At 62.5% G+C, this 25,561-nt stretch carries 27 protein-coding genes and 1 tRNA gene; 20 read left to right on the top strand and 8 right to left on the bottom strand.

Annotated elements, in window-relative coordinates; genetic code table 11:
• Positions 1-242: 242 nt before the first annotated feature.
• The gene (locus Q8O29_RS10645) at positions 243-1,058 is read left to right on the top strand and encodes a response regulator (protein ID WP_305562575.1); all 816 of its coding nucleotides are present in this window, start codon (positions 243-245) and stop codon (positions 1,056-1,058) included.
• Between the two features lie 57 nt (positions 1,059-1,115).
• On the opposite strand, the gene mnmC is transcribed toward Q8O29_RS10645, so the two are convergent.
• The 4 genes from mnmC to Q8O29_RS10665 form a co-directional block, all read right to left on the bottom strand.
• Complete coding sequence (gene mnmC, locus Q8O29_RS10650) at positions 1,116-2,984, bottom strand: FAD-dependent 5-carboxymethylaminomethyl-2-thiouridine(34) oxidoreductase MnmC (RefSeq protein ID WP_305562577.1); 1,869 nt, start codon at positions 2,982-2,984, stop codon at positions 1,116-1,118.
• 8 nt (positions 2,985-2,992) lie between these two features.
• Positions 2,993-3,265: an oxidative damage protection protein gene (locus tag Q8O29_RS10655; protein ID WP_305562579.1), complete on the bottom strand. Its 273-nt coding sequence runs from the start codon at positions 3,263-3,265 to the stop codon at positions 2,993-2,995.
• A 226-nt stretch (positions 3,266-3,491) separates the two neighbouring features.
• On the bottom strand, positions 3,492-6,104 hold the full coding sequence (locus Q8O29_RS10660) for an excinuclease ABC subunit UvrA (protein ID WP_305562581.1): 2,613 nt from the start codon (positions 6,102-6,104) through the stop codon (positions 3,492-3,494).
• 55 nt (positions 6,105-6,159) lie between these two features.
• Complete coding sequence (locus Q8O29_RS10665; protein WP_371134207.1) at positions 6,160-7,290, bottom strand: YihY/virulence factor BrkB family protein; 1,131 nt, start codon at positions 7,288-7,290, stop codon at positions 6,160-6,162.
• A 666-nt stretch (positions 7,291-7,956) separates the two neighbouring features.
• Here Q8O29_RS10665 and Q8O29_RS10675 point away from each other — a divergent pair.
• The 7 genes from Q8O29_RS10675 to Q8O29_RS10705 all read left to right on the top strand — a co-directional run bounded on the left by Q8O29_RS10675 (position 7,957) and on the right by Q8O29_RS10705 (position 11,355).
• Complete coding sequence (locus Q8O29_RS10675; protein ID WP_305562583.1) at positions 7,957-8,187, top strand: hypothetical protein; 231 nt, start codon at positions 7,957-7,959, stop codon at positions 8,185-8,187.
• Positions 8,188-8,228: 41 nt separating this feature from the next.
• Positions 8,229-8,666, top strand: a complete 438-nt coding sequence (gene trxC, locus Q8O29_RS10680) for a thioredoxin TrxC (protein WP_305562585.1) — start codon at positions 8,229-8,231, stop codon at positions 8,664-8,666.
• A gap of 119 nt (positions 8,667-8,785) precedes the next feature.
• Positions 8,786-9,367, top strand: a complete 582-nt coding sequence (locus tag Q8O29_RS10685) for a hypothetical protein (protein WP_305562587.1) — start codon at positions 8,786-8,788, stop codon at positions 9,365-9,367.
• An 80-nt stretch (positions 9,368-9,447) separates the two neighbouring features.
• Complete coding sequence (locus Q8O29_RS10690) at positions 9,448-9,882, top strand: hypothetical protein (protein WP_305562589.1); 435 nt, start codon at positions 9,448-9,450, stop codon at positions 9,880-9,882.
• A gap of 140 nt (positions 9,883-10,022) precedes the next feature.
• Positions 10,023-10,211, top strand: a complete 189-nt coding sequence (locus tag Q8O29_RS20375; protein ID WP_371134208.1) for a 2OG-Fe(II) oxygenase — start codon at positions 10,023-10,025, stop codon at positions 10,209-10,211.
• A gap of 24 nt (positions 10,212-10,235) precedes the next feature.
• A complete protein-coding gene (gene alkB, locus Q8O29_RS10700) occupies positions 10,236-10,889 on the top strand; it encodes a DNA oxidative demethylase AlkB (protein WP_305562591.1) in 654 nt (217 codons plus the stop codon).
• 157 nt (positions 10,890-11,046) lie between these two features.
• Entirely contained in the window at positions 11,047-11,355 is a 309-nt protein-coding gene (locus Q8O29_RS10705; RefSeq protein ID WP_305562593.1) for a hemagglutinin, read from the top strand.
• Between the two features lie 26 nt (positions 11,356-11,381).
• Here the strand turns inward: Q8O29_RS10705 and Q8O29_RS10710 are convergent, their stop codons facing one another.
• On the bottom strand, positions 11,382-12,047 hold the full coding sequence (locus Q8O29_RS10710; RefSeq protein WP_305562595.1) for an HAD family phosphatase: 666 nt from the start codon (positions 12,045-12,047) through the stop codon (positions 11,382-11,384).
• Positions 12,048-12,194: 147 nt separating this feature from the next.
• Here Q8O29_RS10710 and Q8O29_RS10715 point away from each other — a divergent pair, with 147 nt between their 5' ends.
• Positions 12,195-12,743 (top strand): NADPH-dependent FMN reductase, encoded by a 549-nt coding sequence (locus tag Q8O29_RS10715; protein ID WP_305562596.1) that lies wholly within the window; start codon positions 12,195-12,197, stop codon positions 12,741-12,743.
• Between the two features lie 59 nt (positions 12,744-12,802).
• On the opposite strand, the gene Q8O29_RS10720 is transcribed toward Q8O29_RS10715, so the two are convergent.
• Positions 12,803-13,453 carry an FMN-dependent NADH-azoreductase gene (locus Q8O29_RS10720; RefSeq protein ID WP_305562598.1) on the bottom strand — a complete coding sequence of 217 codons (651 nt, stop codon included), beginning with the start codon at positions 13,451-13,453 and terminating at the stop codon, positions 12,803-12,805.
• Positions 13,454-13,601: 148 nt separating this feature from the next.
• Here Q8O29_RS10720 and Q8O29_RS10725 point away from each other — a divergent pair, with 148 nt between their 5' ends.
• Positions 13,602-14,507 (top strand): LysR substrate-binding domain-containing protein, encoded by a 906-nt coding sequence (locus tag Q8O29_RS10725; protein ID WP_305562600.1) that lies wholly within the window; start codon positions 13,602-13,604, stop codon positions 14,505-14,507.
• Between the two features lie 68 nt (positions 14,508-14,575).
• On the opposite strand, the gene Q8O29_RS10730 is transcribed toward Q8O29_RS10725, so the two are convergent.
• On the bottom strand, positions 14,576-15,142 hold the full coding sequence (locus Q8O29_RS10730; protein ID WP_305562602.1) for a nucleotidyltransferase family protein: 567 nt from the start codon (positions 15,140-15,142) through the stop codon (positions 14,576-14,578).
• A gap of 13 nt (positions 15,143-15,155) precedes the next feature.
• Positions 15,156-16,352, bottom strand: a complete 1,197-nt coding sequence (locus Q8O29_RS10735) for an amino acid aminotransferase (protein ID WP_305562604.1) — start codon at positions 16,350-16,352, stop codon at positions 15,156-15,158.
• 172 nt (positions 16,353-16,524) lie between these two features.
• Here Q8O29_RS10735 and uvrB point away from each other — a divergent pair, with 172 nt between their 5' ends.
• The 10 genes from uvrB to Q8O29_RS10785 all read left to right on the top strand — a co-directional run bounded on the left by uvrB (position 16,525) and on the right by Q8O29_RS10785 (position 25,390).
• Complete coding sequence (gene uvrB, locus Q8O29_RS10740; protein ID WP_305562606.1) at positions 16,525-18,645, top strand: excinuclease ABC subunit UvrB; 2,121 nt, start codon at positions 16,525-16,527, stop codon at positions 18,643-18,645.
• 287 nt (positions 18,646-18,932) lie between these two features.
• Complete coding sequence (iscR, locus tag Q8O29_RS10745; RefSeq protein WP_305562608.1) at positions 18,933-19,469, top strand: Fe-S cluster assembly transcriptional regulator IscR; 537 nt, start codon at positions 18,933-18,935, stop codon at positions 19,467-19,469.
• A gap of 89 nt (positions 19,470-19,558) precedes the next feature.
• Positions 19,559-20,776, top strand: coding sequence for an IscS subfamily cysteine desulfurase (locus Q8O29_RS10750; RefSeq protein ID WP_305562610.1), 1,218 nt, complete (start codon positions 19,559-19,561; stop codon positions 20,774-20,776).
• Positions 20,777-20,809: 33 nt separating this feature from the next.
• The gene (iscU, locus tag Q8O29_RS10755; RefSeq protein ID WP_293592264.1) at positions 20,810-21,196 is read left to right on the top strand and encodes a Fe-S cluster assembly scaffold IscU; all 387 of its coding nucleotides are present in this window, start codon (positions 20,810-20,812) and stop codon (positions 21,194-21,196) included.
• 21 nt (positions 21,197-21,217) lie between these two features.
• Complete coding sequence (iscA, locus tag Q8O29_RS10760) at positions 21,218-21,541, top strand: iron-sulfur cluster assembly protein IscA (protein WP_305562612.1); 324 nt, start codon at positions 21,218-21,220, stop codon at positions 21,539-21,541.
• Positions 21,542-21,680: 139 nt separating this feature from the next.
• Positions 21,681-22,202 (top strand): Fe-S protein assembly co-chaperone HscB, encoded by a 522-nt coding sequence (hscB, locus tag Q8O29_RS10765; protein ID WP_305562614.1) that lies wholly within the window; start codon positions 21,681-21,683, stop codon positions 22,200-22,202.
• A gap of 33 nt (positions 22,203-22,235) precedes the next feature.
• The gene (gene hscA, locus Q8O29_RS10770; protein WP_305562616.1) at positions 22,236-24,110 is read left to right on the top strand and encodes a Fe-S protein assembly chaperone HscA; all 1,875 of its coding nucleotides are present in this window, start codon (positions 22,236-22,238) and stop codon (positions 24,108-24,110) included.
• A gap of 15 nt (positions 24,111-24,125) precedes the next feature.
• Positions 24,126-24,464 (top strand): ISC system 2Fe-2S type ferredoxin, encoded by a 339-nt coding sequence (fdx, locus tag Q8O29_RS10775; RefSeq protein ID WP_305562618.1) that lies wholly within the window; start codon positions 24,126-24,128, stop codon positions 24,462-24,464.
• Between the two features lie 111 nt (positions 24,465-24,575).
• Complete coding sequence (gene dnaQ / locus Q8O29_RS10780) at positions 24,576-25,286, top strand: DNA polymerase III subunit epsilon (RefSeq protein WP_305562620.1); 711 nt, start codon at positions 24,576-24,578, stop codon at positions 25,284-25,286.
• Between the two features lie 29 nt (positions 25,287-25,315).
• Positions 25,316-25,390, top strand: a tRNA-Val gene (locus Q8O29_RS10785).
• The last annotated feature ends 171 nt before the right edge of the window (positions 25,391-25,561 follow it).

Consider the following 25,561-nt stretch of genomic DNA (forward strand, 5'->3'; position numbering starts at 1 on the left):
GAAGGCGTCGAAGCGAAAAGTGGCCCCGGCGAGGACAGTTTTCGCCGGGTTTGCAGCGCCATAGCCGTAGCTATGGGGCAAAAAGCCGGTGAAAAATGGACCGTCGCGGCCGCTTTGCAGCCGACGTTCCTTCTGCCGCCCGGGCTCCTAGATTCTTGAAATTCGGCAAAACCCGAACCGGCCCTAAATTGGGGCAAGCCCGCTGTGAGTTGCGGCGCGAGCCCCCGCATAATCCACCGCAAATGACATTCATGGGAGCGCTGGGGGCTGTGAAACCAATATTCATCAAGTACTACGGCTTCAGCGATGCCGAGCGCCACGCCCTGCACACCCTGTTTCGCCTGTCTGAATCGCACCGGGTGGTTTATGCACCCTGGACAGCAGAAAGCCCCGAAGCGCCCCATGTTGTGCTGATAGATGGCGATAGCTGGGAGGCTACTCTGGCCCTGGCCAATCCGCTGCACGACAGCTTCAAACTGGCCTGGGTGGGTGCAGGCGCACCGGCCGGGGCCTGGCGGGTGTTTGCTTCGCCGGTCAAATGGTCCGCCTTGATCGAAGCGATGGACGAGGCGTTTTTGCCAGTGACAGCAACGGCCTTGTCGCTCCACCTGGACCTGGCGCACGATGCGGATTTGGATGTGCACTTTGATGGCAACGACGACACCGCGCCGATGGCGCTGAAGGGCGTCTCGCCGGCAGCCGCGCGGCGTGTGCTGGTGGTGGATGCCGGCCGCGACGAGCGCCTTTATCTGCGCGCCAAGCTGTCATCGGCCGGTTTGCATGAGGTGGACGAAGCCGCCAGCGGCGCTGAGGCGCTTGAACTGCTGCGCGGCTCTGTCTATCAGTTGGTCATCGTGGACCTGGGCCTGACCGACATGGACAGTTGGCAGTTGCTCAAGGCGATGGACGGGATGCGGCCCAAGACGCCCCATCTTTTTGTCACCGGCTCCATGCAGTCCTGGGGCCAGGGCGCACGCGCATGGTTGTCCGGCGCGGAAGTCTATTTGAAGAAGCCGCTGGACCCCGAAAAACTGAAGATTTTGCTACAAAATATATAGCTGTTGACACCCGTCCAGTATGGGCTAGAGGCGGAAAAGACTATAAATTTTCGCGGTTCATGCCTGGAAGCGCTGAGGCGACAAGGCTTGCGCCAGGCGGTGTTCCAGCGGCAAGGGCTCGCCATGCAAGCTGGCCGCCAGCAGCTCGCCGCACAACACGGCAAAGCTCAGACCGCGCGAACCCATGGCGGTGCTGACCCACAATCCCGGCCATGCGTTGGCGTCAACCCGGCCCACCAGCGGCAGGCGGTCGGGCGCGGCGCAGCGCACACCGGCCCAGGCGCGTGCCGAGTCGTTTTGAAAAACTGGCGCCAGCGTTTGCGCCGTGGCTGGTAGCAGGGCTTGCAGGCGCGCAAGATTGGCTTGTTGGTTGGCGGGCCGGGTTTCAATGCTGTCCTGGTCGCGCTCGAAAGTCGCGCCTGCGAGCCAGGCCATGCCATCATCGGTCGGCACGGAGGGAATGAAACTGCCGCTGCCGTTCACCACAAAGGGCGGAAAACCCGTCGTCGTGGGCAGCCCGTCGTGCAGGCCCCAGGACATCTGCCCACGAATCGGCTGCAGCGGCAAGCCGCCTTCAATCAGCAGGCGGCTGGCATGGCCGGCAGCAAGTACCACCATGTTCGCCTGCGCCAGGCAGCTTTCTTGCACATTGAACAGTTGCCAGTGGCCGGTTGCCATGTCTCGCTGCAATCGCGCGACTTGCATGCCGCCGCGCCAGCGTATGCCCGGCTGTGCGAGCAAGGCGTGCACCAGCCGCGCTGGTTGGATCCAGCCGGCGCGGTGGTGCCAGCAGGCGGGCCTTGTGTCACCGCCAAGGCCTGCCTGGGCCAACTGCGCCGGTGATGCGGGCTGGCTCCAGTCGTGGCCGGCCTCTGGCCAGCCTGCGGGCAAGCCGGTGCTGCCGTCCAGTCGCCGCTCCAGCACGCCGCAGGCCTGCCAGTCCTTGCCCGGCTGCAGCAGGGCCTGGGCCTGCTGCCAGGTCGCGCGCACACCGCAGCGCGACAGCCGCGACAGCACACTGTCGTCGGGCGAGACATGTGGCACCAGCACGCCGGCCGGCAGCCCTGAGGCGCCGCCTGCCGGCGCCGCATGGCTGTCCAGCACCTCGACCTGCCAGCCGCGCCGCGCCAGGCTGGCGGCCACGGCCGCGCCCGCGAGGCCAGCGCCTATCACCACGCAGCTTGAGGGGGTGACCGGCGTAAAGGGTGTAGACGACAAGGCTTTGCGCGGCTCCCAGCGCGGGTCGAACTCGCCCTGCAGATTGTCGCGCTTGGGTGGCAGGCCCGGCGTTTTGCGCACGGTGAAGCCGCACTGGGTCAGGCCGTCGAGCACAGCCCGAGCAATCGTCCAGCTCGCGATGCGGGTGCTGCGGCGGCAGCAGCGCGCCACCGCCTTGAGCGTTTGAAGGTCCCACATGTCCGGATTTTTTGACGGGCTGAAGCCGTCGAGGTAAACCGAATCGGCCTCGAAATGTTGCTCGCGCAGCATGGCCTGGGTGTCACCGATGCACAGGCTCAGCAACACCCGGCCTTCTTCAAACACCAGACGGTGCACACCGGGTAGCAGGCCCCAGCACTGCGCCTGCAGTTGGATGGCCAAAGGCCGCAGTTCCGGATGCGCAGCGGCGGCGCGCAGCATGTCGTCGGCGCTGGCTGGAAAGGCCTCGGTCGAGACGAAATGCAGCAGGCGCGGGCGCGCCGGATCGGCTTTCCAGGCCTGCCAGGTGACCAGAAAATTCAGGCCCAGGCCAAAACCGGTTTCCAGAATGCGCCACTGCGGCTCGTGGGCCCAGGCTTCCGGCAGGCCACAGCCGTGCAGAAAAACCTCACGTGCTTGCGCCAGCCCGCCGAGTTCGCTGCGGTAACGGTCGCCAAAGCGCGAGCTATAGGGCGTGCCGTCGGCCAGCCACTCAATGCGCTCAGGCATGCGCGAAATCAGGTTGTTGGCGGAATGTAGCCCTGCACCTTGTCGGCGCCACTGCCAAAAAAGTGGTTTTCCATCTGCCGCGCCAGGTATTGGCGGGCACGCGCGTCAGCCAGGTTCAGGCGGTTCTCATTGACCAGCATGGTCTGCTGCTTCATCCATTCGGCCCAGGCTTCCTTGCTGACTTCTTCCCACAGGCGTTTGCCCAGCGGGCCGGGGTAGGGCGGATAGTCCAGGCCTTCGGCTTCGCGGCCGAGTTTGATGCAGTTGACGGTGCGTGCCATGTGAATTCTTTCGTGAGGGACGTTATGGATGCAGTGGGTCCAAGCCTGCAGAGTTTCGCTTTTTGCCTTTATCGCATGCCAATGCAACCGACAAGAACAGCAGACCTGTTGCCCTGAATTCACTATTTTAGGAAGGTTTCCACCCGCCGGTCCCTAAAAGGCCATCATCCGTCAAGCAGACCGCTTCCCGGATGCAGCATGTCCGGTTTCCCATGCCAGTCGCCGTTCAGTCGAGGTAATGACGCAGATAGGGTCCGGTCCGGCTGTCCTTGATCTTGCAAATCCCGGCCTGCGTGCCCGTTGCCACGATGCGGCCGCCCTGTTCGCCGGCACCGGGGCCGACGTCGATGACCCAGTCGCTGGCCGCCACCACGCGTAATTCGTGCTCGACCACGATGACCGTGTTGCCGACGTTGACCAGGCCTTGCAGTTGCGCCATCAGCCGGTCCACGTCGGCCGGGTGCAGGCCGGTGGTCGGTTCGTCCAGCACATACAGGGTGTCGCCGCGCTGGGGGCGTTGCAGTTCGGTGGCCAGCTTGATGCGTTGCGCCTCGCCGCCCGACAGTTCAGTCGCCGGCTGGCCCAGCCGCAAATAACCCAGGCCGATATCGCGCAGCAGCGTCAGTGGCTTGAGCACGCGGGTCTCGCTCGCGAAAAAGTCGCAGGCTTCCTCGACCGTCATGCCCAGCACGTCGGCAATGGTTTTGTCCTGCCAGGTGATTTTTAAAGTCGCCTCGTTGTAGCGTGCGCCGTGGCAGGCTGGGCAGGGCGCATACACGCTGGGCATGAACAGCAGCTCGACACTGACAAAACCTTCCCCTTCGCAGGTTTCGCAGCGTCCCTTGGCGACGTTGAAGGAAAATCGGCCCGCGTCATAGCGATGGGCGTTGGCCCCCCGCGTGGCGGCAAACAGCTTGCGCACGTTGTCGAACAGACCGGTGTAGGTCGCGAGATTGGATCGCGGCGTGCGGCCAATTGGTTTTTGATCCACCCGCACCAGCCGGTGCAGGCCCTGCAGGCCGCTTGTGATGCGGCCGCCGGTCTGTGCGGCCACGCTGGGCTCGCCGTCCACCTCTGCCTCATCGGGCGCCGCCGGTTCGTGGCCCAGATATTCACAGACCAGCTCGACCAGGGCCTGGCTGACCAAACTGGACTTGCCCGAACCCGACACACCGGTGACCGAGGTGAACACGCCCAGCGGAAAACGCGCGTCCACACCATGCAGGTTGTTGCGCCGGATATTTTTCAGTTCCAGCCAGCCCGTCGGTTGCCGTGAGCTGCGGGGCAGGGGCGAGTGCGAGCCAAAAAGATAGGGCGCGGTGCGGGAAGCGGTGACAGCCTTCAGGCCGGCGGGCGGTCCGCTGTAGAGCACATGGCCGCCGCGTTCGCCCGCGTCCGGCCCCACGTCGACCAGCCAGTCGGCGCGCCGCATCATGTCCAGGTCGTGTTCCACCACAAAAATCGAATTTCCTGATTGGCGAAGCTGGTCCAGCGCCAGCAGCAGCGCTTCATTGTCGGCCGGGTGCAGTCCGGCCGACGGTTCGTCCATCACATAGACCACGCCGAACAGGTTGGAGCGGATTTGTGTGGCCAGACGCAGGCGCTGCAGCTCGCCGGATGACAGGGTCGGCGTGCTGCGGTCCAGCGCCAGGTAACCCAGGCTCAGCTCCTGCAGGGTGGCGATACGCGCCAGCAGGTCCTGTGCAATGCGCTGGGCGGCGATGCGTTTTTCTTCGGACAAGTTGGGCGTGCGTCGCACGTCTGGAGCCGCATCGTGGGCGGCTCCGCCGGCTGCCACGCGGCGCGCCGTGTCTGCACCGGCCTTTTTGCGGCTCCAGGTGGCGCGGTCCGGGGCGGGCCCGAACTCCCCGCAGGCGGCCGGGCCCAGCAGTTCGGCCATGCGGTCCAGAGGCATTTGCGACAGCATGCCAATGTCCACACCGGCAAAGGTGACGGACAGCGCTTCGCGCTTGAGCCGCTTGCCGTCACAGAACGGGCAGACGCTGCCGGCCATGAAACGCGATACGCGTTTTTTCATGAGCGCGCTCTGTGTGGTGGCAAAGGTGTGCAGCACGTATTTGCGCGCGCCGGTGAAGGTGCCCTGATAGCTCGGTTCGGTCTTGCGACGCAGGGCGGTGCGGGTTTCGGCGGGGGTGAAGCCGGCATACACCGGCACCGTGGGCTGCTCTTCGGTGAAAAGGATCCAGTCGCGGTCTTTTTTCGGCAGATCGCGCCACGGCGTGTCCACGTCGTACCCCAGCGTGACCAGGATGTCGCGCAGGTTCTGGCCATGCCAGGCCAGCGGCCAGGCGGCCACCGCTCGCTCGCGGATGCTTAAGCTGTCGTCCGGCACCATCAGCTTTTCGGTGACCTCGAAGACGTGCCCCAGCCCATGGCAGTGCGGACAGGCGCCCTGCGGTGTGTTTGGTGAGAAGTCCTCCGCGTACAGCATGGGCTGGCGCGGCGGGTAGCTGCCGGCGCGTGAATACAGCATGCGCACAAAACTCGATAGCGTGGTGACGCTACCCACCGACGAGCGGGTACTGGGCGTGCCGCGCTGTTGCTGCAGTGCGACCGCCGGTGGCAGGCCGTCGATCGAATCCACGTCGGGTACACCGACCTGGTCAATCAGTCGGCGCGCATAGGGGGCGACCGATTCGAAGTAGCGCCGCTGCGCCTCGGCGTACAGCGTCCCGAAGGCGAGGGAGGATTTGCCCGATCCCGAAACACCTGAAAACACCACCAGCGCATCGCGCGGAATGTCCAGGTCCACATTTTTCAGGTTGTGCTCGCGCGCACCGCGCACCTGTACGAAGCGGCTGCGTTCGGGGCTCGCCATGCCTGCCAATGACGGTGCGGGAGTGCTGGTCTTTTTGAGCATGCAGGGCGTCGGCTCAATGCCGGTTCAGGCCTTGCTGCGGAGCACGGCGGCGTTTTTTGAGCAGCAGGGACAGCAGGACCAGCGTGCCGGACGCCGCGCCATACACCCAGGCGCGCTGGGCCGGGGTGGGTGTGGCCGAACGCCTGCGTACGAGCGCGGACACGGCCGCTCCTGAGGCGGCCGGAATGTCTTTTCCGACCGCTTGGCTGCGGTGTGGTGCTTCGACGGCCGGCGTGAGGAAACTGCCATCGTCGTGTACGGCCCCGGCGGCCGGCAGCATCTTGGTGTCCGCCTGGTCCCGGAGCGAGCCGTGTTGGTGGGCAAACACCCAGGTGAATTCCGCGCCCAGCAGGAAAATTTGCGCGGAGTAGTACACCCAAAGCAGCAGCACCACCAGCGAACCGGCTGCCGCAAAGGACGAAGTCACGCTGCTTTTGCCGATGTACAGGCCGATCAGCGCCTTGCCGACCTCGAACAGCACGGCCGTGACGGCAGCGCCGACCCAGACATCGCGCCAACTGACCCGCGCCTGCGGCATCAGCTTGAAAATCATGGCGAACAGCAGGCTGGAAATGCCCAGCGAGATCGCCGTGTTGACGACCTGCAACAACAGCTCCCAGCCCGGCAACAGCCCGTTGGCCCAGCCGCCGAAGGCCGCCACCCCGGCACTCATGACCAGCGACACCGACAGCAGAAAGCCCAGGCCCAGGATGAAACCGAGCGACAGCAGGCGCGCGCGCAGGGTGGCCCAGATGCTGGAGGCCTTTTGCGAGGGCGGCACGTCCCAGACCCGGTCCAGCGCACTTTGCAACTCGGCAAACACCGTGGTTGCGCCGACCAGCAGCACGGCCACGCTGATCAGCGTGGCAATCACCCCCTTGGCGGGCTTGTTTGCGCTTTCGATCAGGGCCTGCACGCCGGTGGCACCGTCCTGGCCGATCAGGCCGGTGAGTTGGGCGACGATTTCGCCCTGCACGGCGTCGCGGCCCCAGACCAGGCCGGCGACCGCGATGACAATGATCAGCAGCGGCGCGATCGAAAACACCGTGTAGTAGGAAATCGCGGCCCCCATGCTGGGGGCGTAGTCGTCGATCCAGGCAGTGACGGATTGCCTGGCAAGGCGGTAGAAAAGCTTGAAATGCACGGCGGGTCCTGGCAACTGCCGGCGATGGCCAGCCTCGGTACAAAGTGTTTCAGGCGGCTGCCGCAGCCGCCGTCGGCCCCGGCTGCATCCGCTTGTAGGCGAGCTGCGACTGGCACCAGCCGGCCCTGCGCGGCGGCTGCCACCCCGGAACATCTGCTTCCTGAAAGAAAAACGCCTGCCAGCCCCTGTCCAACGGATGTCAGGTGCTATGAAAAAAAGAGTGAATCGGTGTCTGACCGGGATGGTTTGAGGCCAACTGCTGCTGGTAAAATGGTCACTCCGGTGCTTGATTTACAGGCCGGGGCCCCCAGCTTTGATTCATGACCACCCACACACCTTCTTCCAGCACGAGCCTGACCGTGACCCACGTGCTTGCCGAACTGCCAGGGACCCGCTGCGGCTGGAGCACCGCCAGGAGCCGGTCGGTCCGGAGCAATACTTGTCGGTCGTGAACCACTTGGTCAAGGCGTTTGGTGACGCCCTGCCGGGCACGGAACTGGGGGTTTTGCCCGATACCCACCCGGCCACGGCCGAGTTGTACGAAAATGACATGGACCAGTACGCGGACTTGTGCTGCTCGCCGCTGGAAAGTTCTCTCAGCGCCGAGCAGCAAGCCAGGCAAGTTATAGAGCGCGCCATGCGCTCACCCCAACAAAGGAACCCCTTATGGCCAGAGCTGATGCCAAAACCACTGTACTCGCCGATGGGCTGCGCTATAAATCCAAAGTGTCGGGTTCGCCGTTTGTGGCGTCCGCTTCTTTCGGCGCGGCCACCATGTCGTGTTTCATGTGCGGCAAACACCGTCCGCGCTCGCAAATGGGCACCCGCAAAGTGCTCGGCAAGTCGCACGCTGTCTGCGCACCTTCGTGCAAGGCGCTGGACGAAGCCGGTGGCTGACACCGCACTGAAAAGCACACCGGGTAAAAACGATGGCTACGATGGCTGACGCCCTGCACATCGTCTGCCCGCATTGCCACACCACCAACCGCGTCCGTCAGGACGACGTGGCGAAGTCGCCTGACTGTGGCAACTGCCACAAGATGCTGTTCACGCGCCACCCGGTGGCGCTGGATGAGGCAGCGTTTGAGCGCCACATCAGCCGCAACCAGATCCCGGTGCTGGTTGATTTCTGGGCGCCCTGGTGCGGCCCCTGCCTGCAGATGGCACCGGCCTACGCGCAGGCTGCGGCCGAGCTCGAACCCGCTTTTCGCGTCGCCAAGGTCGATACCGAAGCTTCACCCGCGCTGGGCGCGCGTTTCAACATTCGCAGCATTCCGACGCTGGCCCTGTTTATCAACGGCAACGAGGTCGCGCGCCAGGCTGGCGCCATGGGTGCGGCCGATATTGTGCGCTGGGCCAAGTTTCACGCGCTCTGAGGCGGGGGACATGTTGTTTTGCCGCGCAGCGTGTAGCACCAGGTCAACTGTCACGCGCTGGACATACGCCTTGCTTACGATTCACAGATCGTTACAGCCTGGACCGTTTGCGCCGCACCATGCAACTACACAAGTCAGAAAAGGCCAAGCTCGAACTAGCCTCCCGAGAGCGCGCACTGAACGTGCGAGAGCGCGGCGCGCTGGTGCTTGCGGACGGCCGTAAAACGCGCGATGAAATGCAGGGCTTGCTGCAAGACGACGGTCGCATCCTGCAAAAATTGATCACCGACGGCTACCTGATCGTGCTGGGACCGGAAAGCGCAGGGGAAACAGTCGCGAAAAACCAGGCCCAGGTGCGGCAGGCCTTTTATGCGCCGCCATTGCCCGGCCCATTCTCTCCCGTGTCCGCAGTCACTCCTGCGCCTGCGCCGGCGCCCGGCCCCCAAAGTGACAACTTCGAAGGCAAGCGTTCGCTGGCGACCACGCGCATGTTTTTGTTTGATATTTGCGAGCGCATGTTTTCTAAAAAAATGCCCGATCTGGCCAAGCATTACCGAGACCAGCTGCGCGAGGCACGCGACCGCGAGTCCATGATGGCGATTGCCCGCGACATTATTCTCAATGTTGAGGAAGTCGCGGGCGCCGAGCGGGCCGATGGCCTGAGCGAGCGTATTGCGATGCTGTTGCCGCCTGAGGCCTGAACAAATTCAAACGCTCGCGCCGGCGACATCATGGTGTCATACCGCGCCTTCAAGATAGGGCTTCTTCAACGCCTTATCTCATGATTTGCACCCACACTATTTCAAGCAATGAAGCCTCTATCGTTGCTGTCGCGGCGCTGGATGATCTGGTCAACGATCTTGTGAAGGCAAGCCGCCTCAAGATGTCGCCGGCGTTTCTGGACTGGGTGGCCGATGAAGCCACGCCGTTGGTCGAGCGTTGCGTGGCGCGCGCGTTCTACAGTCCGCGTTTTGCCAACAGCCTGCGCATGGGAGACCCGAGGATCGCGCTGGCGCGCTGGGTGCGCCATTGGGTGGGACCATGGATCGTGGCCAATTTCGACGACTTGTCCGTGTATTTGCCGGAGTTTGCGAACAGCCGCTCCTCTGGCTTGCCGACGGCTGGCCCGGCTCTTCCTGCGCGGGCACAAGCCCCCGTCTGGCGCCGACCCCGCGCGTGGCCGCACTTGCCCGCAGTCGCCGCCAGTCCGGTTTAGGCACGCAGGGCGGCGCAATGTTCCGCTGCCTTGCAAACTTGTTTGCTATCAATAAGATAGCTTTTCGTGCTTTCTGCATATGGGTCAGAGGCTGGTTTGATAGGTAAATCCGGTTAAAACGACGGTAAAAATGGACCGCTGTGGTCGATTTGCAGCCGACGATTTCCAAGTCCGACAAGCTCCTACGCGCACCAAGGCGCCGACCGCGACTTCAATCCCACCGTGGTCGTCGCCGGGGCTTTTACCGCGCCAACATGCGCCACGGCGTGAGCGAAGTGCGTACCGGCCAGCGCCACCCATTGGGTATTATTTTTCATGATGCTCTGTAAGCCCCGACCGGGGACAATGGCTGCGTGACAGCCGACCTGTTTGAAGACTTCACCACATCGGAACCGGCCCAGCAGGCGCTGGCGCCTGGCGCCGTGCTGCTGCGCGGCTTTGCGCGCGAGGCGGGGGCTGAGTTGATGGCGCGGCTGGACCCGGTGCTGACCGCCGCACCCTTGCGCCACCTGGTCACGCCAGGCGGTCACACCCTGTCGGTCGCCATGAGCAACTGCGGCCCGCTGGGTTGGGTCTCCAGCCGAAGCGGCTACCGCTATCAGGCACTGGACCCGCTCTCGGGCCGGCCCTGGCCGTCCATGCCTGAAAGCTGGCGGGCGCTGGCGGGCTGCGCCGCAGCGCAGGCCGGCTTCGACAACTTTGCGCCTGACGCCTGCCTGGTCAACCAGTACCTGCCAGGCAGCAAGCTGTCGCTGCACCAGGACAAGGACGAAAACGATTTTTCAGCGCCCATCGTGTCGGTGTCGCTGGGCCTGCCCGCCGTCTTCCTGTTCGGTACGCCGCAGCGAAATGACCGGACGCAGCGGTATCGGCTTCAGCATGGCGATGTGGTGGTCTGGGGTGGACCGGCGCGCCTGGCGTTTCACGGTGTGGCCCCACTGGCCGACGGCGACCATGCGTTGCTGGGCCGGCGGCGTATCAACCTGACGTTTCGGCGCGCAGGCTGAGTTTTATAAGAAAAATATGCCTCCAGCCCATACGGGGCGGGCGCGAGTAGCTATAAAAAGAGGAGTGTTCCGCGCGCATGGGCAGATGAACTGGGACAAACCACTGAGTTCGGGATGTATGTGCACGGAATGCAGCATGAGGTATTAAATTCGGGTCATGGCAGATTTACGTTTGGCGTATGAGCGCGCGGTGGCAGAACTCGGTCTGCAGGTATCGGGCATGCTGGTCGCAGGCGTGGCGCAGGAGCAGGTTGGCCGCTGGGCAGCAGGCGAGCGCGACCGGCTCAAGCAGGTTTACCGCGGCATGACGCCGCCGGCGGCATTGGCCGTCATCGAGGCCAGGAGCCTGGCGCAGTATGGCAACAGCACCGGACCGTCGGTGGAGCAACTGAGGGCCGACGGCAAATCCTGGGCGGAGATTGCGGCATCGGCCGGGCGCCCCGGAAAGCAGCCAGACGGCCTTTGACGCAGCGCTGCGGGCAGGGCGATGGCTTAAGGCGATACCGACGGCGGCTGGGGCACGCAGCCGTGTGCCGCAAGCGCCGCTCGCACATCAGCCGGGCTGCGCACATGCACGGCTTGCAGTCCCGCAGCGCGGGCACCAGCCACGTTCTCGGCCAAGTCGTCAAAAAACAGCATGGCAGGCGCAGGCACCTTGATCGCATCGGCAATGTGTTCAAAAGCCCGCCGTTCGGGCTTGCGCAAACCGATGTCGGACGACACAAAAATCCGGTCAAAGGCCTGCACCACTGCAGGGTACATGCGGGACCAGGCCGCCTGGTGCACGGCGTTGGAGTTGCTGAAGGCGTAGCAGGGCAGATGGGTGCGGACGGCCTGCACCAGCGCCAGGGTTTCGGTGATTTCGCCGGTGAAGATGGCGTTCCAGCCCTGGGCGATACCTTCGGGGTCGTCCCGCAACTGAAGCTTTTTGACCAGGTGCGCGAAGTACTCGGTGGCGTCGATCTCGCCGCGTTCGTGTTTTCCATAGGCGTCGTCGAAGCGAAAGGCGGCCCGGATGCCTTCCAGCGACAGCGCAGAGAAGGTCTGCCAGTGCTCAAAAGCACGGTTGAAATCGATGTCGATCAGCACGCCGCCCAGGTCGAACAACAGGGCCTTTACCGCAGGCACCTGCTCCAGGCGTGAGAGTTCCTGATTCATGGCAAGCCTTTGCAAGCGCCGGGAAATGGCGGGAAAAGAAGGGAATAAATACTACATCGGATACGGTAGCCTGGTCAGGCGCAAGGGGCCGGCTACTTTGCACAATGAGTCTGTCGTCTTTTCCATTTTCCACATTCAGGAGAACCCATGGCCCGATACAACATTGCCGTCGTCGTCGGCAGCATCCGCAAGGACTCCTTCAACCGCCAACTGGCCAAGGCGCTGGAAAAGTTGTTCCCTGCAGAGTTCAGCTTCACCCCTGTGCGTATTGACGACCTGCCGCTGTACAACCAGGACGACGACGCCAGCCCGGCGGCATCGGTCACGCGCCTGAAGGGTGAGATCACCGCCGCCCAGGGCGTCTTGTTTTTCACGCCCGAATACAACCGCTCCCTTCCCGGTGTGCTGAAAAACGCCATCGACCATGCGTCGCGACCCTACGGCAAAAGTGTGTGGAACGGCAAGCCGGCCGGGGTCATAGGCGCATCAGTCGGCCCCATCGGCACCGCGCTGGCGCAGCAGCACCTGCGCAACACCCTGGCCTACCTGAACATGCCGACGCTGGGCCAGCCCGAGGCCTTTATCCACAACAAGGACGGTTTGTACGACGAGGCCGGCAACATTGGTGAAGCCAGCAAGAAGTTTTTGCAATCCTGGGTAGATGCCTATGTGGCCTTCGTCAAGATCCATGCGTAATTTCCGCGCATGAAAAAAAAGCCCGCATCTGCGGGCTTTTCTGTGTCTAAGCGGCGCCTTTATGCAGCCAGCGCGGCTTCAGGCTGGTTGGCAGCCAGCGTGGCGACCGCTTTGATCTCCAGGTCGGCGGCAGCCAGCGCGGACGCCTTGGCGGCCTCACCCATGGCCAGGCCCTCGGCGCGTACAAAACGCACGTCGGTGATACCGAAGAAGCCGAACACCACCTTGAGGTAGCTTTCCTGGTGTTCGGTGGCATTGCCGGCTTCGCTGGTCGAATACATGCCGCCGCGCGAGGACGCCACGATCACGGTTTTGCCGCCGGCCAGGCCGACCGGGCCTTTTTCGGTATAGGCAAAGGTGCGGCCGACTTGCGCCACGCGGTCGATCCAGGCCTTGAGCTGGGTCGGGATGCTGAAGTTGTACAGCGGTGCGCCAACCACGATCACGTCGGCCGCCAGGAACTGCGACACCAGCGCTTCGGACACGGCGTTTTCACGTTGCTGTACTTCGCTGAGCGCGCTGCCGGCGGGCAGGCGAAACCCCAGCGATTCGGCCGACAGGTGGCTGGGGGCGTCTGCGGCCAGGTCCAGGTAGCTGACTTCGGTGGCGGGATGGCTGGCGCGCCAGGAGGCGACGATTTGTGCGGTCAACTGACGCGACACGGAGTTGCCGCCGAGGATGCTGGAGTCGATGTGAAGAAGCTTGCTCATGATTGGATTCCTTGAAACAGTGGTTCGGGTTGTGGGCCGAGTTCACCTGATCTCAGCCATGGATAGATTGTGTGGGTCAGTCGATTGATTGATAAGTCGGCAAAATCGCGATACATTGTTCCACCAACAGGACAATACAGGGTGCGCCATGCAAGATTTGAACGACATGCTGTATTTCGCCGAGGTGGTGGAGCGGGGCGGTTTTGCCGCCGCCGGTCGCGCCCTGGGCCTGCCCAAATCGCGCCTGTCGCGGCGCGTGGCCGAGCTGGAGGCGCGGCTGGGCGCCCGATTGCTGCAGCGCACTACCCGAAAGCTCTCACTGACCGAGGTCGGCACGATTTACCTGCGCCACTGCAGCGCCATGCGCGACGAGGCGCTTGCCGCGGGCGAGGCCGTCGCCCAACTGCAGGTCGAGCCGCGCGGCACCCTGCGCATCAGTTGCCCGGTCACGCTGGCGCAAAGCACGCTCGGTTACCTGGTGCCGCGTTTTATGGCGCTGTACCCGCAGGTCAAGGTCGACATGCGGGTGACCAACCGGGTGGTGGACCTGGTGGAGGAAGGCGTGGACATTGCGCTGCGCGTGCGCCCCACGCTGGACGACAGTGGCAGCCTGATCATCAAGAATCTCGGCCCCAGCGCCGGCCGCTTGCTCGCCAGCCCGGACCTGCTGCGCCGCCAGGGCATGCCTGAGAAGCCGGAAGACCTGCATCAGCTCGACACGGTCGCCATGTCCTGGATCGACGGGCGCGCCTCCTGGACCTTGCTGGGTCCGGACGGCAGGGAGTTTGTGCTGCAGCACCAGCCGCGTTATGTGGCCGACGATTTGCAGACCCTGAAACTGGCCATGCTGGCCGGAACCGGCGTGGGTTTTTTACCGGAGTCTATGAGTGGGGCCGAGCAGCAAGCGAAATTGCTGGTGCCGGTGCTACCGGGCTGGGCCTTGCGCGCCGGCGTGGCGCATGCCGTGTTTACATCGCGTCGCGGCCAGGTGCCGGCGGTGCGCAGTTTTCTGGACTTTCTGGGCGAGCACATGCGCGGCGAAACACTGGTCTAAGGATCCTCTGCTCCTGTTTTAATAGCTGCTTATCCGCGCTGAATAGGGGCTGAGGTCACTTTTGAGGCTCAATCCGGAAGTTTCAACCAGGGCCAGCGCGCCTGGTAGTCGCGGGCTTTCTGTGGATACAAGGTGCCGTGGTCCACACGGGGGTTGCAGCGCAGGATGCCCTGGTACAGGTCAGCCAGGCCATACGGCGCGTACACCCTGGTCTGTCCCTGTGTCTGTTGCATACCTACACTGGTGCTGCCCACCAGAAACCGGTCCACACCCTCACAGGCACTTTGCAACGCCGGGCAGGGCCGGCCGAACCAGGCGGGGTACCAGGTGTGTACGCGCGCCTGATTTTTGATTTCCAGTTCCACGCCCAGATTGCCGAAGGCGTTTCGGGCGCGCTGGTTGACTGCGGTTTCCGCAGCTTCAGACAGATCGCAAGGGTCGAAGTAGAAGATGTCGTAGTCGCGGATGCCGGCCTCTGGCGGCTGATCACCCTGCAGATTCCATACTGTCTGGAACAGGCAACCGCCGACCAGCCAGGCGTCGGGCAAATCCAGTTCTGGCAGGCGCTCCAGCAAGACCTGGTTGCAGCGGTTCCGCAGGGCGTCCTGCACAAAACGCTGCGCCAGATCGTCCATCAGGCCGGCAGGTTTAAAGCACTTTGGCGATGGACGCGCAGACGTGGGCAATGTTCTGGCTGTTCAGCGCGGCCACACACATGCGGCCGGTGTCAGTGCCATAAACGCCGAATTCATTGCGCAGGCGCACCATCTGGTTCTTGGTCAGGCCTGAATAGCTGAACATGCCGATCTGGGTCGTGATGAAGCTCATGTCTTCCTTCACACCGGCGGCTTTCAGGCCGTCCACCAGCTTCTGGCGCATGGCCTTGATGCGTACACGCATCTCGCCCAGCTCTTTTTCCCACAGTGCGCGCAGTTCGGGGTTGTTCAGCACGTTGGCGACCACGGTGGCACCGTGGATCTGCGGGTTGCTGTAGTTGGTACGGATCACGACCTTCATCTGCGACAACACACGGTCGGCTTCTTCCTTGCTCTCGCACAGCACCGACAGGGCGCCGACACGTTCGCCATAGAGGCTGAAACTTTTGGAGAACGAGGTCGAGACAAAGAAATTGAGGCCGGCGGCGACAAACTTGCCGATGACGGCGCCGTCTTCCACTATGCCGTGGCCGAAGCCCTGGTAAGCCATGTCGAGGAAGGCGGTGAGTTTGCGGGCCTTGACGGCAGCGATCACCTGGTCCCACTGAGCGCTAGTGATGTCGTAACCGGTCGGGTTGTGGCAGCAGGCGTGTAACACAACGATGGTGCCTTCAACCGCTGCATTCAGCGCAGCTAGCATGCCGTCGAAATTGACGCCGCGATTGGCCGCGTCGTAGTAGGGGTAGCTTTCCACCACGAACCCGGCTTGGGTGAACAGCGCGCGGTGGTTTTCCCAGCTCGGGTCGCTGATCAGCACCTTGGCGTTGGGGCTCAGCTTCTTCAGGAAGTCGGCGCCGATTTTCAGGCCGCCGGTGCCGCCTATGCCCTGGGCCGTGGCGACGCGGCCGCTTGTGACCGGCTCGCTGTCCGCGCCGAAGACCAGCGCCTTGACGGCTGCGTCATAGGCGGCCACGCCGTCCATGGGCAGGTAGCCGCGCGGCTTGGGCGCTTCCATCATGGCTTTTTCGGCGATTTGCACACATTGCAGCAGTGGCAGCTTGCCCTTGTCGTCGTAATACACCCCAACGCCGAGGTTGACCTTGGCCGGGTTGGTATCGGCATTGAATTGCTCGTTCAGGCCCAATATAGGATCACGGGGGGCCATTTCGACGGCGGTGAAAAGCGACATGAAAATCCTCTGGAAGGGGGGTGTGGTTTTTAAACGGTCCGGCACGTTATCTGGTTTACCGGGTGTTACGCAGACAGCCGGCGGATAGTCGGCCCCTAGGTTCCGCCTGCCCGCCAAATGTCGTATTCTGTTTGGTTGCCTCAGATTTTAGCGGGCCAGAATTGGGTGTCTTATGCCAGAAGTGATTGAAGTCATGCCCGAGTCCAGCGCAGTCCACGCCGAAGGCGAATTTATGCGCTTTCCGGACTCGCCGTTCGAGTTGTTCATGCCTTACCCGCCAGCCGGTGACCAGCCGGTAGCCATCGAGCAACTGGTCGAAGGTCTGAACGATGGTGAAGTGTTTCAGACCCTGCTCGGTGTGACGGGGTCCGGCAAGACCTTCACCATGGCCAATGTCATCGCCCGGATGGGCCGCCCGGCAATTGTGTTTGCGCCCAACAAGACGCTGGCGGCGCAGCTCTACAGCGAGTTTCGCGAGTTTTTTCCGAAAAACGCGGTCGAGTATTTCGTCAGTTATTACGACTACTACCAGCCCGAGGCCTATGTGCCGCAGCGCGACCTGTTCATTGAAAAAGACTCGGCGATCAACGAACACATTGAGCAGATGCGGCTGTCGGCGACCAAAAGCGTGCTGGAGCGGCGCGACACCATCATCGTCGCGACAGTCAGCGCGATTTACGGCATTGGCGCGCCGGAAGACTACACGCAGATGCGTTTCATCGCGCGCACCGGCGACAAGATGAACCAGCGCGACGTGATCTCGCGACTGATCCGCATGCAGTACGCGCGCAATGACCAAGACTTTTCACGCGGCACCTTTCGCGTGCGTGGCGACGTGATCGACGTGTTTCCGGCCGAACATTCCGAACTGGCGATCCGCATCGAGTTGTTCGACGACGAGATCGAGTCGCTCTCGTTGTTCGACCCGCTGACCGGGCGCATTCGGCAGAAGGTGCCGCGTTTTGTGGTTTACCCGAAAAGCCATTACGTCACGCCGCGTGACAAAGTGATGGCCGCAGTCGAAACCATCAAGCTCGAACTCTCGGAGCGCGTCAAGCAGTTTGTCGGCGACGGCAAGCTGGTTGAAGCCCAGCGCATTGAGCAGCGCACGCGTTTCGACCTGGAGATGCTCAGCGAGATCGGCCACTGCAAGGGCATCGAGAACTACACGCGCCACCTGAGCGGCGCGCCGCCGGGCTCGCCGCCCTCGACGTTGTGCGACTACCTGCCGAAGGACGCGATCATGTTTCTCGACGAAAGCCACGTGATGATCGGCCAGCTCAACGCCATGTACAACGGCGACCGCTCGCGCAAGACCACGCTGGTCGAGTACGGTTTTCGCCTGCCGAGCGCGCTGGACAACCGGCCGCTCAAGTTCGAGGAGTTCGAATCCAAGATGCGCCAGGCGATTTTTGTGTCGGCCACGCCCGCCGCTTACGAGCAGCAGCACGCCGGCAAGGTGGTCGAGCAGTTGGTGCGGCCGACCGGGCTGGTGGACCCCGAGGTGGAGGTCCGCCCCGCGACGCACCAGGTGGACGATGTGCTACAGGAAATCCGCATTCGGGTAGACAAGAACGAGCGCGTGCTGATCACCACCCTGACCAAACGCATGGCCGAGCAACTCACCGATTACCTGACCGACAACGGCGTCAAGGTGCGCTACCTGCACAGCGACGTGGACACGGTCGAACGCGTGGAAATCTTGCGCGATCTGCGGCTTGGCGCTTTTGACGTGCTGGTGGGCATCAACCTGTTGCGCGAAGGCCTGGACATTCCCGAGGTCAGCCTGGTCGCGATTCTCGATGCCGACAAGGAAGGTTTTTTGCGCGCCGAGCGCAGCCTGATCCAGACCATAGGTCGAGCCGCCCGCAACCTGAATGGCCGGGCGATTTTGTACGCCGACCGCATCACCGACTCCATGAAAAGGGCGATGGACGAAACCGAGCGCCGCCGCAACAAGCAAATCGCCTTCAACCTCGAACACGGCATCACGCCGCGCAGCATCGTCAAGCGCATCAAGGACCTGATTGACGGCGTCTACAGCGAAAAATCCGGCAAGGAAGCCGAAAAGCTGGAGATGCAGAAAGCGCTGGTCGAAGACATGAGCGAGAAAGACATCGCCCGCGAGATCAAGCGTCTGGAAAAACTGATGATCGAACACGCCAAAAACCTGGAATTCGAAAAAGCCGCCAAGGTCCGCGACCAGTTGCACGTTCTGAAGGCGCAAGCCTTTGGCGCGCCGGGGGCCGACAACATTTCGCCCCTTCCGGCGGCCGGTTCACGCACCGCCTGAATAACCTTTCACGGTTCTCGGGAACTGCCGGGCTGCACCGGACTCCAAAAAACGGGACAGGAGACGTTTCAGGTGGTTTTGCCGGTCTACAGAGGGGCCGGGTGAGCTCTCAGCGGGGTGTCCCTGTGGTATACTTGACGAAAACAGTCAACAACAAACAAAACAACAAAGCCCCGAGCTGAAAAGGCCATTCGGCCGGGGTGGGTGGAGAAGAGTTCCTTGCGGGGTCACAAGCCTTGCAAGGTGAGCCAAACGACAGTCAAGCCAACTTTTTAAGGAGCTTGAAAATGCGCCTCACGACCAAAGGCCGCTTTGCGGTCACAGCAATGATTGACCTGGCGCTGCGCCAGAACAACGGCCCCGTTACCCTGGCTGCGATCAGCCAGCGCCAGCAGATTTCGCTGTCTTACCTGGAACAACTGTTCGGCAAGCTGCGCCGCCATGAGCTGGTGGAATCCACCCGTGGTCCCGGCGGCGGTTACACGCTGGGCCGCAAGGCTGCCGAAATCACCGTGGCCGACATCATCGTGTCGGTGGACGAGCCGATTGACTCCACCCAGTGTGGCGGCAAGGAAAACTGCCTTGGTGATGGCGGCCGCTGCATGACGCACGAGTTGTGGGCTTCACTGAACAGCCGCATGGTGGAGTTTCTTGACTCCGTGTCCCTGCAAAAGTTGGTGGACGACCAATTGGCCAAAGGCGTGGTGGTTGAGAACACCCCCATGGTGAAGAAAGCGATTTTCACCTCGCCGCTGGCCAAGCCGATGCGGGTCAACGCACCCAATTCGGTGTTTGCGCTCGGCAACGCGTTTTCGAAGTCTTGATCCCGGCCGGTCGCTGCCGGTCAAACCGGCGGCAGACTGCCGACTTTTTTTGATGCTGCACGCCAGCCATGAAATAAAAAGCCAGCCACATGGAAACCCCTCACTTCCCCATATACATGGACTACAGCGCCACGAACCCGTGCGACCCACGGGTGGTGGACGCCATGATCCCCTGGTTGCGCGAGCATTTCGGCAACCCTGCCTCGCGCAGTCACGCCTGGGGATGGGAGGCGGAAGCCGCCGTTGAAAAAGCCCGTGAGCAAGTGGCCGAACTGATTGGCGCCGACCCGCGCGAAATTGTGTGGACCAGTGGCGCGACCGAGTCCAACAACCTTGCCATCAAGGGCGCGGCACATTTTTACAAGACGCGTGGCAAACATCTGATTACCGTCAAGACCGAGCACAAAGCCGTGCTCGACACCTGCCGCGAACTTGAGCGCCAGGGGCTTGAAGTGACTTACCTTGACGTGCAGGCCGATGGCCTGCTGGACATCGAGGTGCTGAAAGCGGCGATTCGCCCCGACACGATTCTGGCGAGCGTGATGTACGTCAACAACGAGATCGGCGTCATCCAGGATATCGCGGCCATCGGCGCCTTGTGCCGCGAAAAGGGCGTGATCTTCCATGTGGATGCGGCCCAGGCGACCGGGCGTGTGGACATCGATCTGGCAACGCTTCCGGTTGACCTGATGAGCCTGACCTCCCACAAGACCTACGGCCCGAAAGGCATAGGCGCGCTGTATGTGCGCCGCAAGCCGCGGGTTCGCCTGGAAGCGCAGATGCACGGTGGCGGTCATGAGCGCGGCATGCGCTCCGGCACCTTGCCGACCCACCAGATCGTGGGCATGGGCGAGGCCTACCGCATTGCCAAGGCCGAGATGCACGAGGAAAACAAACGTATTCTTGCCCTGCACGAGCGCATGCTCGCCGGCCTGAAAGACGTGGAAGAGGTCTTCCTCAATGGTCACGCCAACAAACGCGTGCCGCACAACCTCAACATGAGTTTCAATTTTGTTGAGGGTGAGTCGCTGATCATGGGCATCAAGGGCCTGGCGGTGTCCAGTGGCTCGGCCTGCACCTCCGCCAGCCTGGAACCCAGCTATGTGCTGCGTGCGCTGGGCCGCAGCGATGAGCTTGCCCACAGCAGTCTGCGCATGACGATTGGCCGCTGGAGCACCGAGGAAGAGATTGATTACGCCGTGGCAACGATCAAGGAAAACGTGGCCAAGCTGCGTGAACTGTCGCCCCTGTGGGAAATGTTCAAGGATGGCGTGGATCTCTCCACCATCCAGTGGGCCGCTCACTGACTGCGGCGGCAAAGGCTTAAAGAGGTAAACAAAATGGCATACAGCGAAAAAGTGGTGGACCACTATGAAAATCCCCGCAACGTCGGCTCATTTGAAAAAGGCGACGACACGGTAGGCACCGGCATGGTCGGCGCGCCCGCTTGCGGCGATGTCATGAAGCTGCAGATCAAGGTCAACCCGCTGACCGGCGTGATTGAAGATGCGCGCTTCAAGACCTATGGCTGTGGCTCGGCGATTGCGTCGAGCTCGCTCGTGACAGAGTGGGTCAAGGGCAAGACCCTGGACGAAGCGGCAAGCATCAAGAACAGCGCGATTGCTGAAGAGCTGGCCCTGCCGCCGGTGAAAATTCATTGTTCCATCCTGGCGGAAGACGCGATCAAGGCCGCCGTCAGCGACTACAAGCTCAAGCACGCTCACTAAATTTCAAACGACCTGCGCACCATGTCCGTTACCCTCACCGACGCCGCAGCACGGCACGTCACCCGCTATATGACCAAGCGCGGCAAGGGCGTGGGCGTGCGCCTGGGCGTCAGAACCACCGGCTGCTCCGGCCTGGCCTACAAGATCGAATACGCCGATGAAGTTGCGCCCGAAGACGTCGTGTTCGAGGACAACGGCGTGAAGGTGCTGGTCGATCCCAAAAGCATGGCGTATATCGATGGCACCCAGCTTGATTTTGTGCGCGAGGGGCTCAACGAGGGCTTCAAGTTTCTTAATCCGAATGAGCGCGACCGCTGCGGGTGCGGCGAAAGCTTTCGCGTGTAAAGCTACTGCGCGGGCGCCATGCGTCGTTGCGCGGTGCTCGCAATCCTCACGTACCCGAAGTACGTTCCGGTTGCTGCGCTCCGTGCGCCTAGCCTGACGACTGCTCGCTACGCTTTCCATCACGAAACCAGATTCTCCAGTGGCGTCCCTCCAATCCAACGACTTCGAACTGTTTGACGTTCCTGTGCAGTTTGTGCAGGATGGCGTTGCGCTGGATGCGCGCTGGAAAGAGCTGCAGCGTGAAGCGCATCCCGACAAATTTGCGGCACAGGGCGCCGCCGCGCAGCGGCTGGCGATGCAGTGGTCGGTGCGTATCAATGAGGCTTACCAGCGGCTGAAAAATCCGCTCAAGCGTGCCATCTACCTGTGCGAACTTCATGACGCACCCATCGAGGCGGAAAGCAATACCGCCATGCCTGCAGACTTCCTGATGCAGCAGATGCAGTGGCGCGAGGCGCTGGATGACGCGGAGAGCATCGAACATCTTGATGAAATTGCTGCTCAGGCCATGTCCAGCAAGGGTGAGCAGCTATCAAAAATAGAGCACCTGCTGGACATCGCCAGGGATTTTCCGGCAGCAGCCCGGCAGGTGAGAGGCCTTATGTTTATTGAGCGTTTTGCCAGCGAGGTCGATGCGCGCATCGACGCGCTGGGACAATAGATATTCTTAAAAAACAAGCGCAACCCCAGATTCATGGCCTTACTGCAAATCTCCGAACCCGGCCAGACGTCGAACCCGCACCAGCGGCGCATCGCCATCGGCATTGACCTGGGCACCACCCATTCGCTGGTGGCCAGTGTGCGCAACGGCGTGGCGGAATGCCTGCCCGATGCCCAGGGCCGTGTGATCCTGCCTAGCGTGGTGCGTTACCGCATGGACGACTCGGGCACCATGACCCGCCAGATCGGCTACGAGGCGCTGGCCGCGCAGGTCGAAGATCCGAAAAACACGATTGCCTCGGTCAAGCGTCTGATGGGGCGCGGCATGGGGGACATCGCCAGCCGCGCGCAGCTTCCCTATGAACTGATCGACAAGCCCGGCATGGTCGCCGTGCAGACCGTGGCCGGCGAAAAAAGCCCGGTCGAGGTCAGTGCCGAGATTCTGGCGACCCTGCGCTACCGGGCTGAAGACACCTTTGACGACGATGTATTCGGCGCAGTGATCACGGTGCCGGCGTATTTTGACGATGCGCAGCGCCAGGCCACCAAGGATGCCGCGCAACTGGCGGGCATCCATGTGCTACGCCTGATCAACGAGCCGACGGCTGCAGCGATTGCCTACGGCCTGGACAACGCCAGCGAAGGCGTTTACGCGATCTACGACCTGGGCGGCGGTACTTTCGACATCTCCATCCTGCGCCTGAGCCAGGGCGTGTTTGAAGTCGTGTCCACCGGCGGCGATTCCGCGCTGGGCGGCGACGACTACGACCGCGCGCTTGTGCAATGGGTGCTGGACAAGGCCGGTGTGGCGGCCGACACGTTGACGCCAGGCGACAAGGCGGCCCTGCTGCAGACCGCGCGGGCCTGCAAGGAGGCCCTGTCTGCTACAGATTCCGTAGCATTCTCCGCCCGTCTGACAAGGGCCAACGTGCAATTTGACATGAAAGCGGCGGACTTCGAGGCGGCCACCGCGTCGCTGACACAACGCACACTGGCCGCAGTGCGCAAGGCCCTGCGCGACGCGGAGCTGGGCAAGGACGACATCCAGGGCGTGGTGCTGGTGGGCGGCTCGACCCGCATGCCGCAAGTGCGCCGCGCGGTTGGCAGTTTTTTCGGCCGCGAGCCGCTGACCAATTTGAACCCCGATGAAGTGGTGGCGCTGGGCGCGGCGGTGTCCGCCAACCAGCTGGCGGGCAACGCTGTCGGCAGCGAGTTGTTGCTGCTCGACGTGATCCCGCTGTCGCTGGGGATTGAGACCATGGGCGGCCTGGTCGAACGCATCGTGCCGCGCAACCAGACCATCCCGACGGCGATGGCGCAGGACTTCACGACCTACCAGGACGGTCAGACCGCGCTGGCGCTGCATGTGGTGCAGGGCGAGCGCGACCTGGTGGCCGATTGCCGCAGCCTGGCACGTTTCGAGCTGCGCGGCATTCCGCCCATGGTGGCAGGCGCCGCGCGCATTCGCGTGACTTTCACGGTTGATGCCGATGGCCTGCTCAGCGTTAATGCCAAAGAGCAGGGCAGTGGTGTGGAAGCGCGCATTGATGTGAAGCCGTCTTACGGTCTGTCCGACGAGGACATTGCCCGCATGCTGCAGGAAAGTTTCTCCACCGCCCAGCAGGACATGCAGGCGCGTGCGCTGGCCGAGGCGCAAGTTGACGCCGACCGCATGCTGCTGGCGACGCAAAGTGCTCTGACCGCCGATGCCGATCTGCTGCCTGAAGCGGAGAAAACGGACATACATCGGCTGATGGCCGAACTCGCCCGGATACGTCAGCAGGGCGACGCCGCGCAGATCGAAGCTGCCGTCAAGGCGCTCGCCGATGGCACCGAAAACTTTGCCGCGCAGCGCATGAACCGCGGCATTCGCCAAGCCCTGGCCGGCAAGAACATTGCCACGGTTTGAAGAAACCGCCACACCATGCCCATCATCAAAATACTGCCCCATCCCGAATACTGCCCGAACGGCGCCGAGGTTTCTGCGCCTGCCGGCACTTCGATCTGCGAAGCGCTGCTCGACAACAAGATCAACATCGAACATGCGTGTGACATGAGCGCGGCCTGCACCACCTGCCATGTGATCGTGCGTGAGGGCTTTGCATCGCTCAACGAGCTTGATGAAACCGAGGAAGACCTGCTGGACCGCGCCTGGGGGTTGGAGCCCAACTCGCGCCTGAGTTGCCAGGCCTTGCTGGCCCAGAGCGATGTGACGGTCGAGATTCCCAAGTACTCGATCAATCACGCCAAAGAGAACCAATAGCCCCCACGTTTGCCGTTGCGTGTGCTGCGTTGCCCCCCGAGGGGGCGCATTTTCCTTGGGGCGGCCCGGCGGAAAAACATCCACCGACCCAGCGCGGCTATCATCAGAACCATGCGCCAAATCGTTCTAGACACTGAAACCACCGGACTGTCCGCAGAAAACGGCGACCGCATCATTGAAATTGGTTGCGTGGAGTTGCTGGGACGCAAACTCACCGGCAACAACAAACACTTCTACCTGAACCCGGAGCGGGACAGTCATGAGGATGCGCTGAAGGTTCACGGCATCAGCAACGAGTTTCTGCGTGACAAGCCTAAGTTCGCAGTCATTGCCGATGAGCTGCTGGCCTACCTGAGCGGGGCCGAAGTCATCATCCACAACGCGCCCTTTGACATCAGCTTTCTGAACAAGGAGCTGGAGTTGATGGACCGGCCGCCCATCACGCGGTGCGTCGCCAAAGTCACCGACAGCCTGATGATGGCCAAAGAGCTGTTTCCGGGAAAGCGCAACTCGCTCGACGCCTTGTGTGACCGCCTGGAGGTCGATAATTCCGGCCGGACCCTTCACGGCGCTTTGCTCGATGCCGAACTGCTGGCCGATGTGTATATCAACCTGACACGCGGACAGAACGCACTGGTGATGGATGTTGGCAACGCAGCCGCCGATGGCGACGCCTTCCCAGTGATGGACCTCAGCGGATTCGACTTGCCGCTGCTGCTGGCCAATGACCAGGAAATGGCGGCCCATGAAACTCTGCTGACCGACATCGACAAGGCCAGCAAGGGCAAAACAGTCTGGCGCGCCCTCGCGGGTACATGTTAAAAACCGCTATAATTCGAGGCTGACCGACAGGGCGGTTAGCTCAGGGGTAGAGCACTGCATTCACACTGCAGGGGTCGCAAGTTCGAAACTTGCACCGCCCACCAAAACACAAGCCCCAAGTCCTTGCGACTTGGGGCTTTTTTCATGTGCGCCCAGCATGGGCGCACTCTCGCGGGTGCAAGTCCCGCCGTATGTTGATCACAACGAACGAAGTGAAGCGCAACTGCATGAGGGCGACCGAGTGTGGGAAGGAAGCGTGGAGCATAAATTGCGAG

This window comes from Polaromonas sp. (assembly GCF_030689685.1).
Lineage (GTDB): Bacteria > Pseudomonadota > Gammaproteobacteria > Burkholderiales > Burkholderiaceae_C > Polaromonas.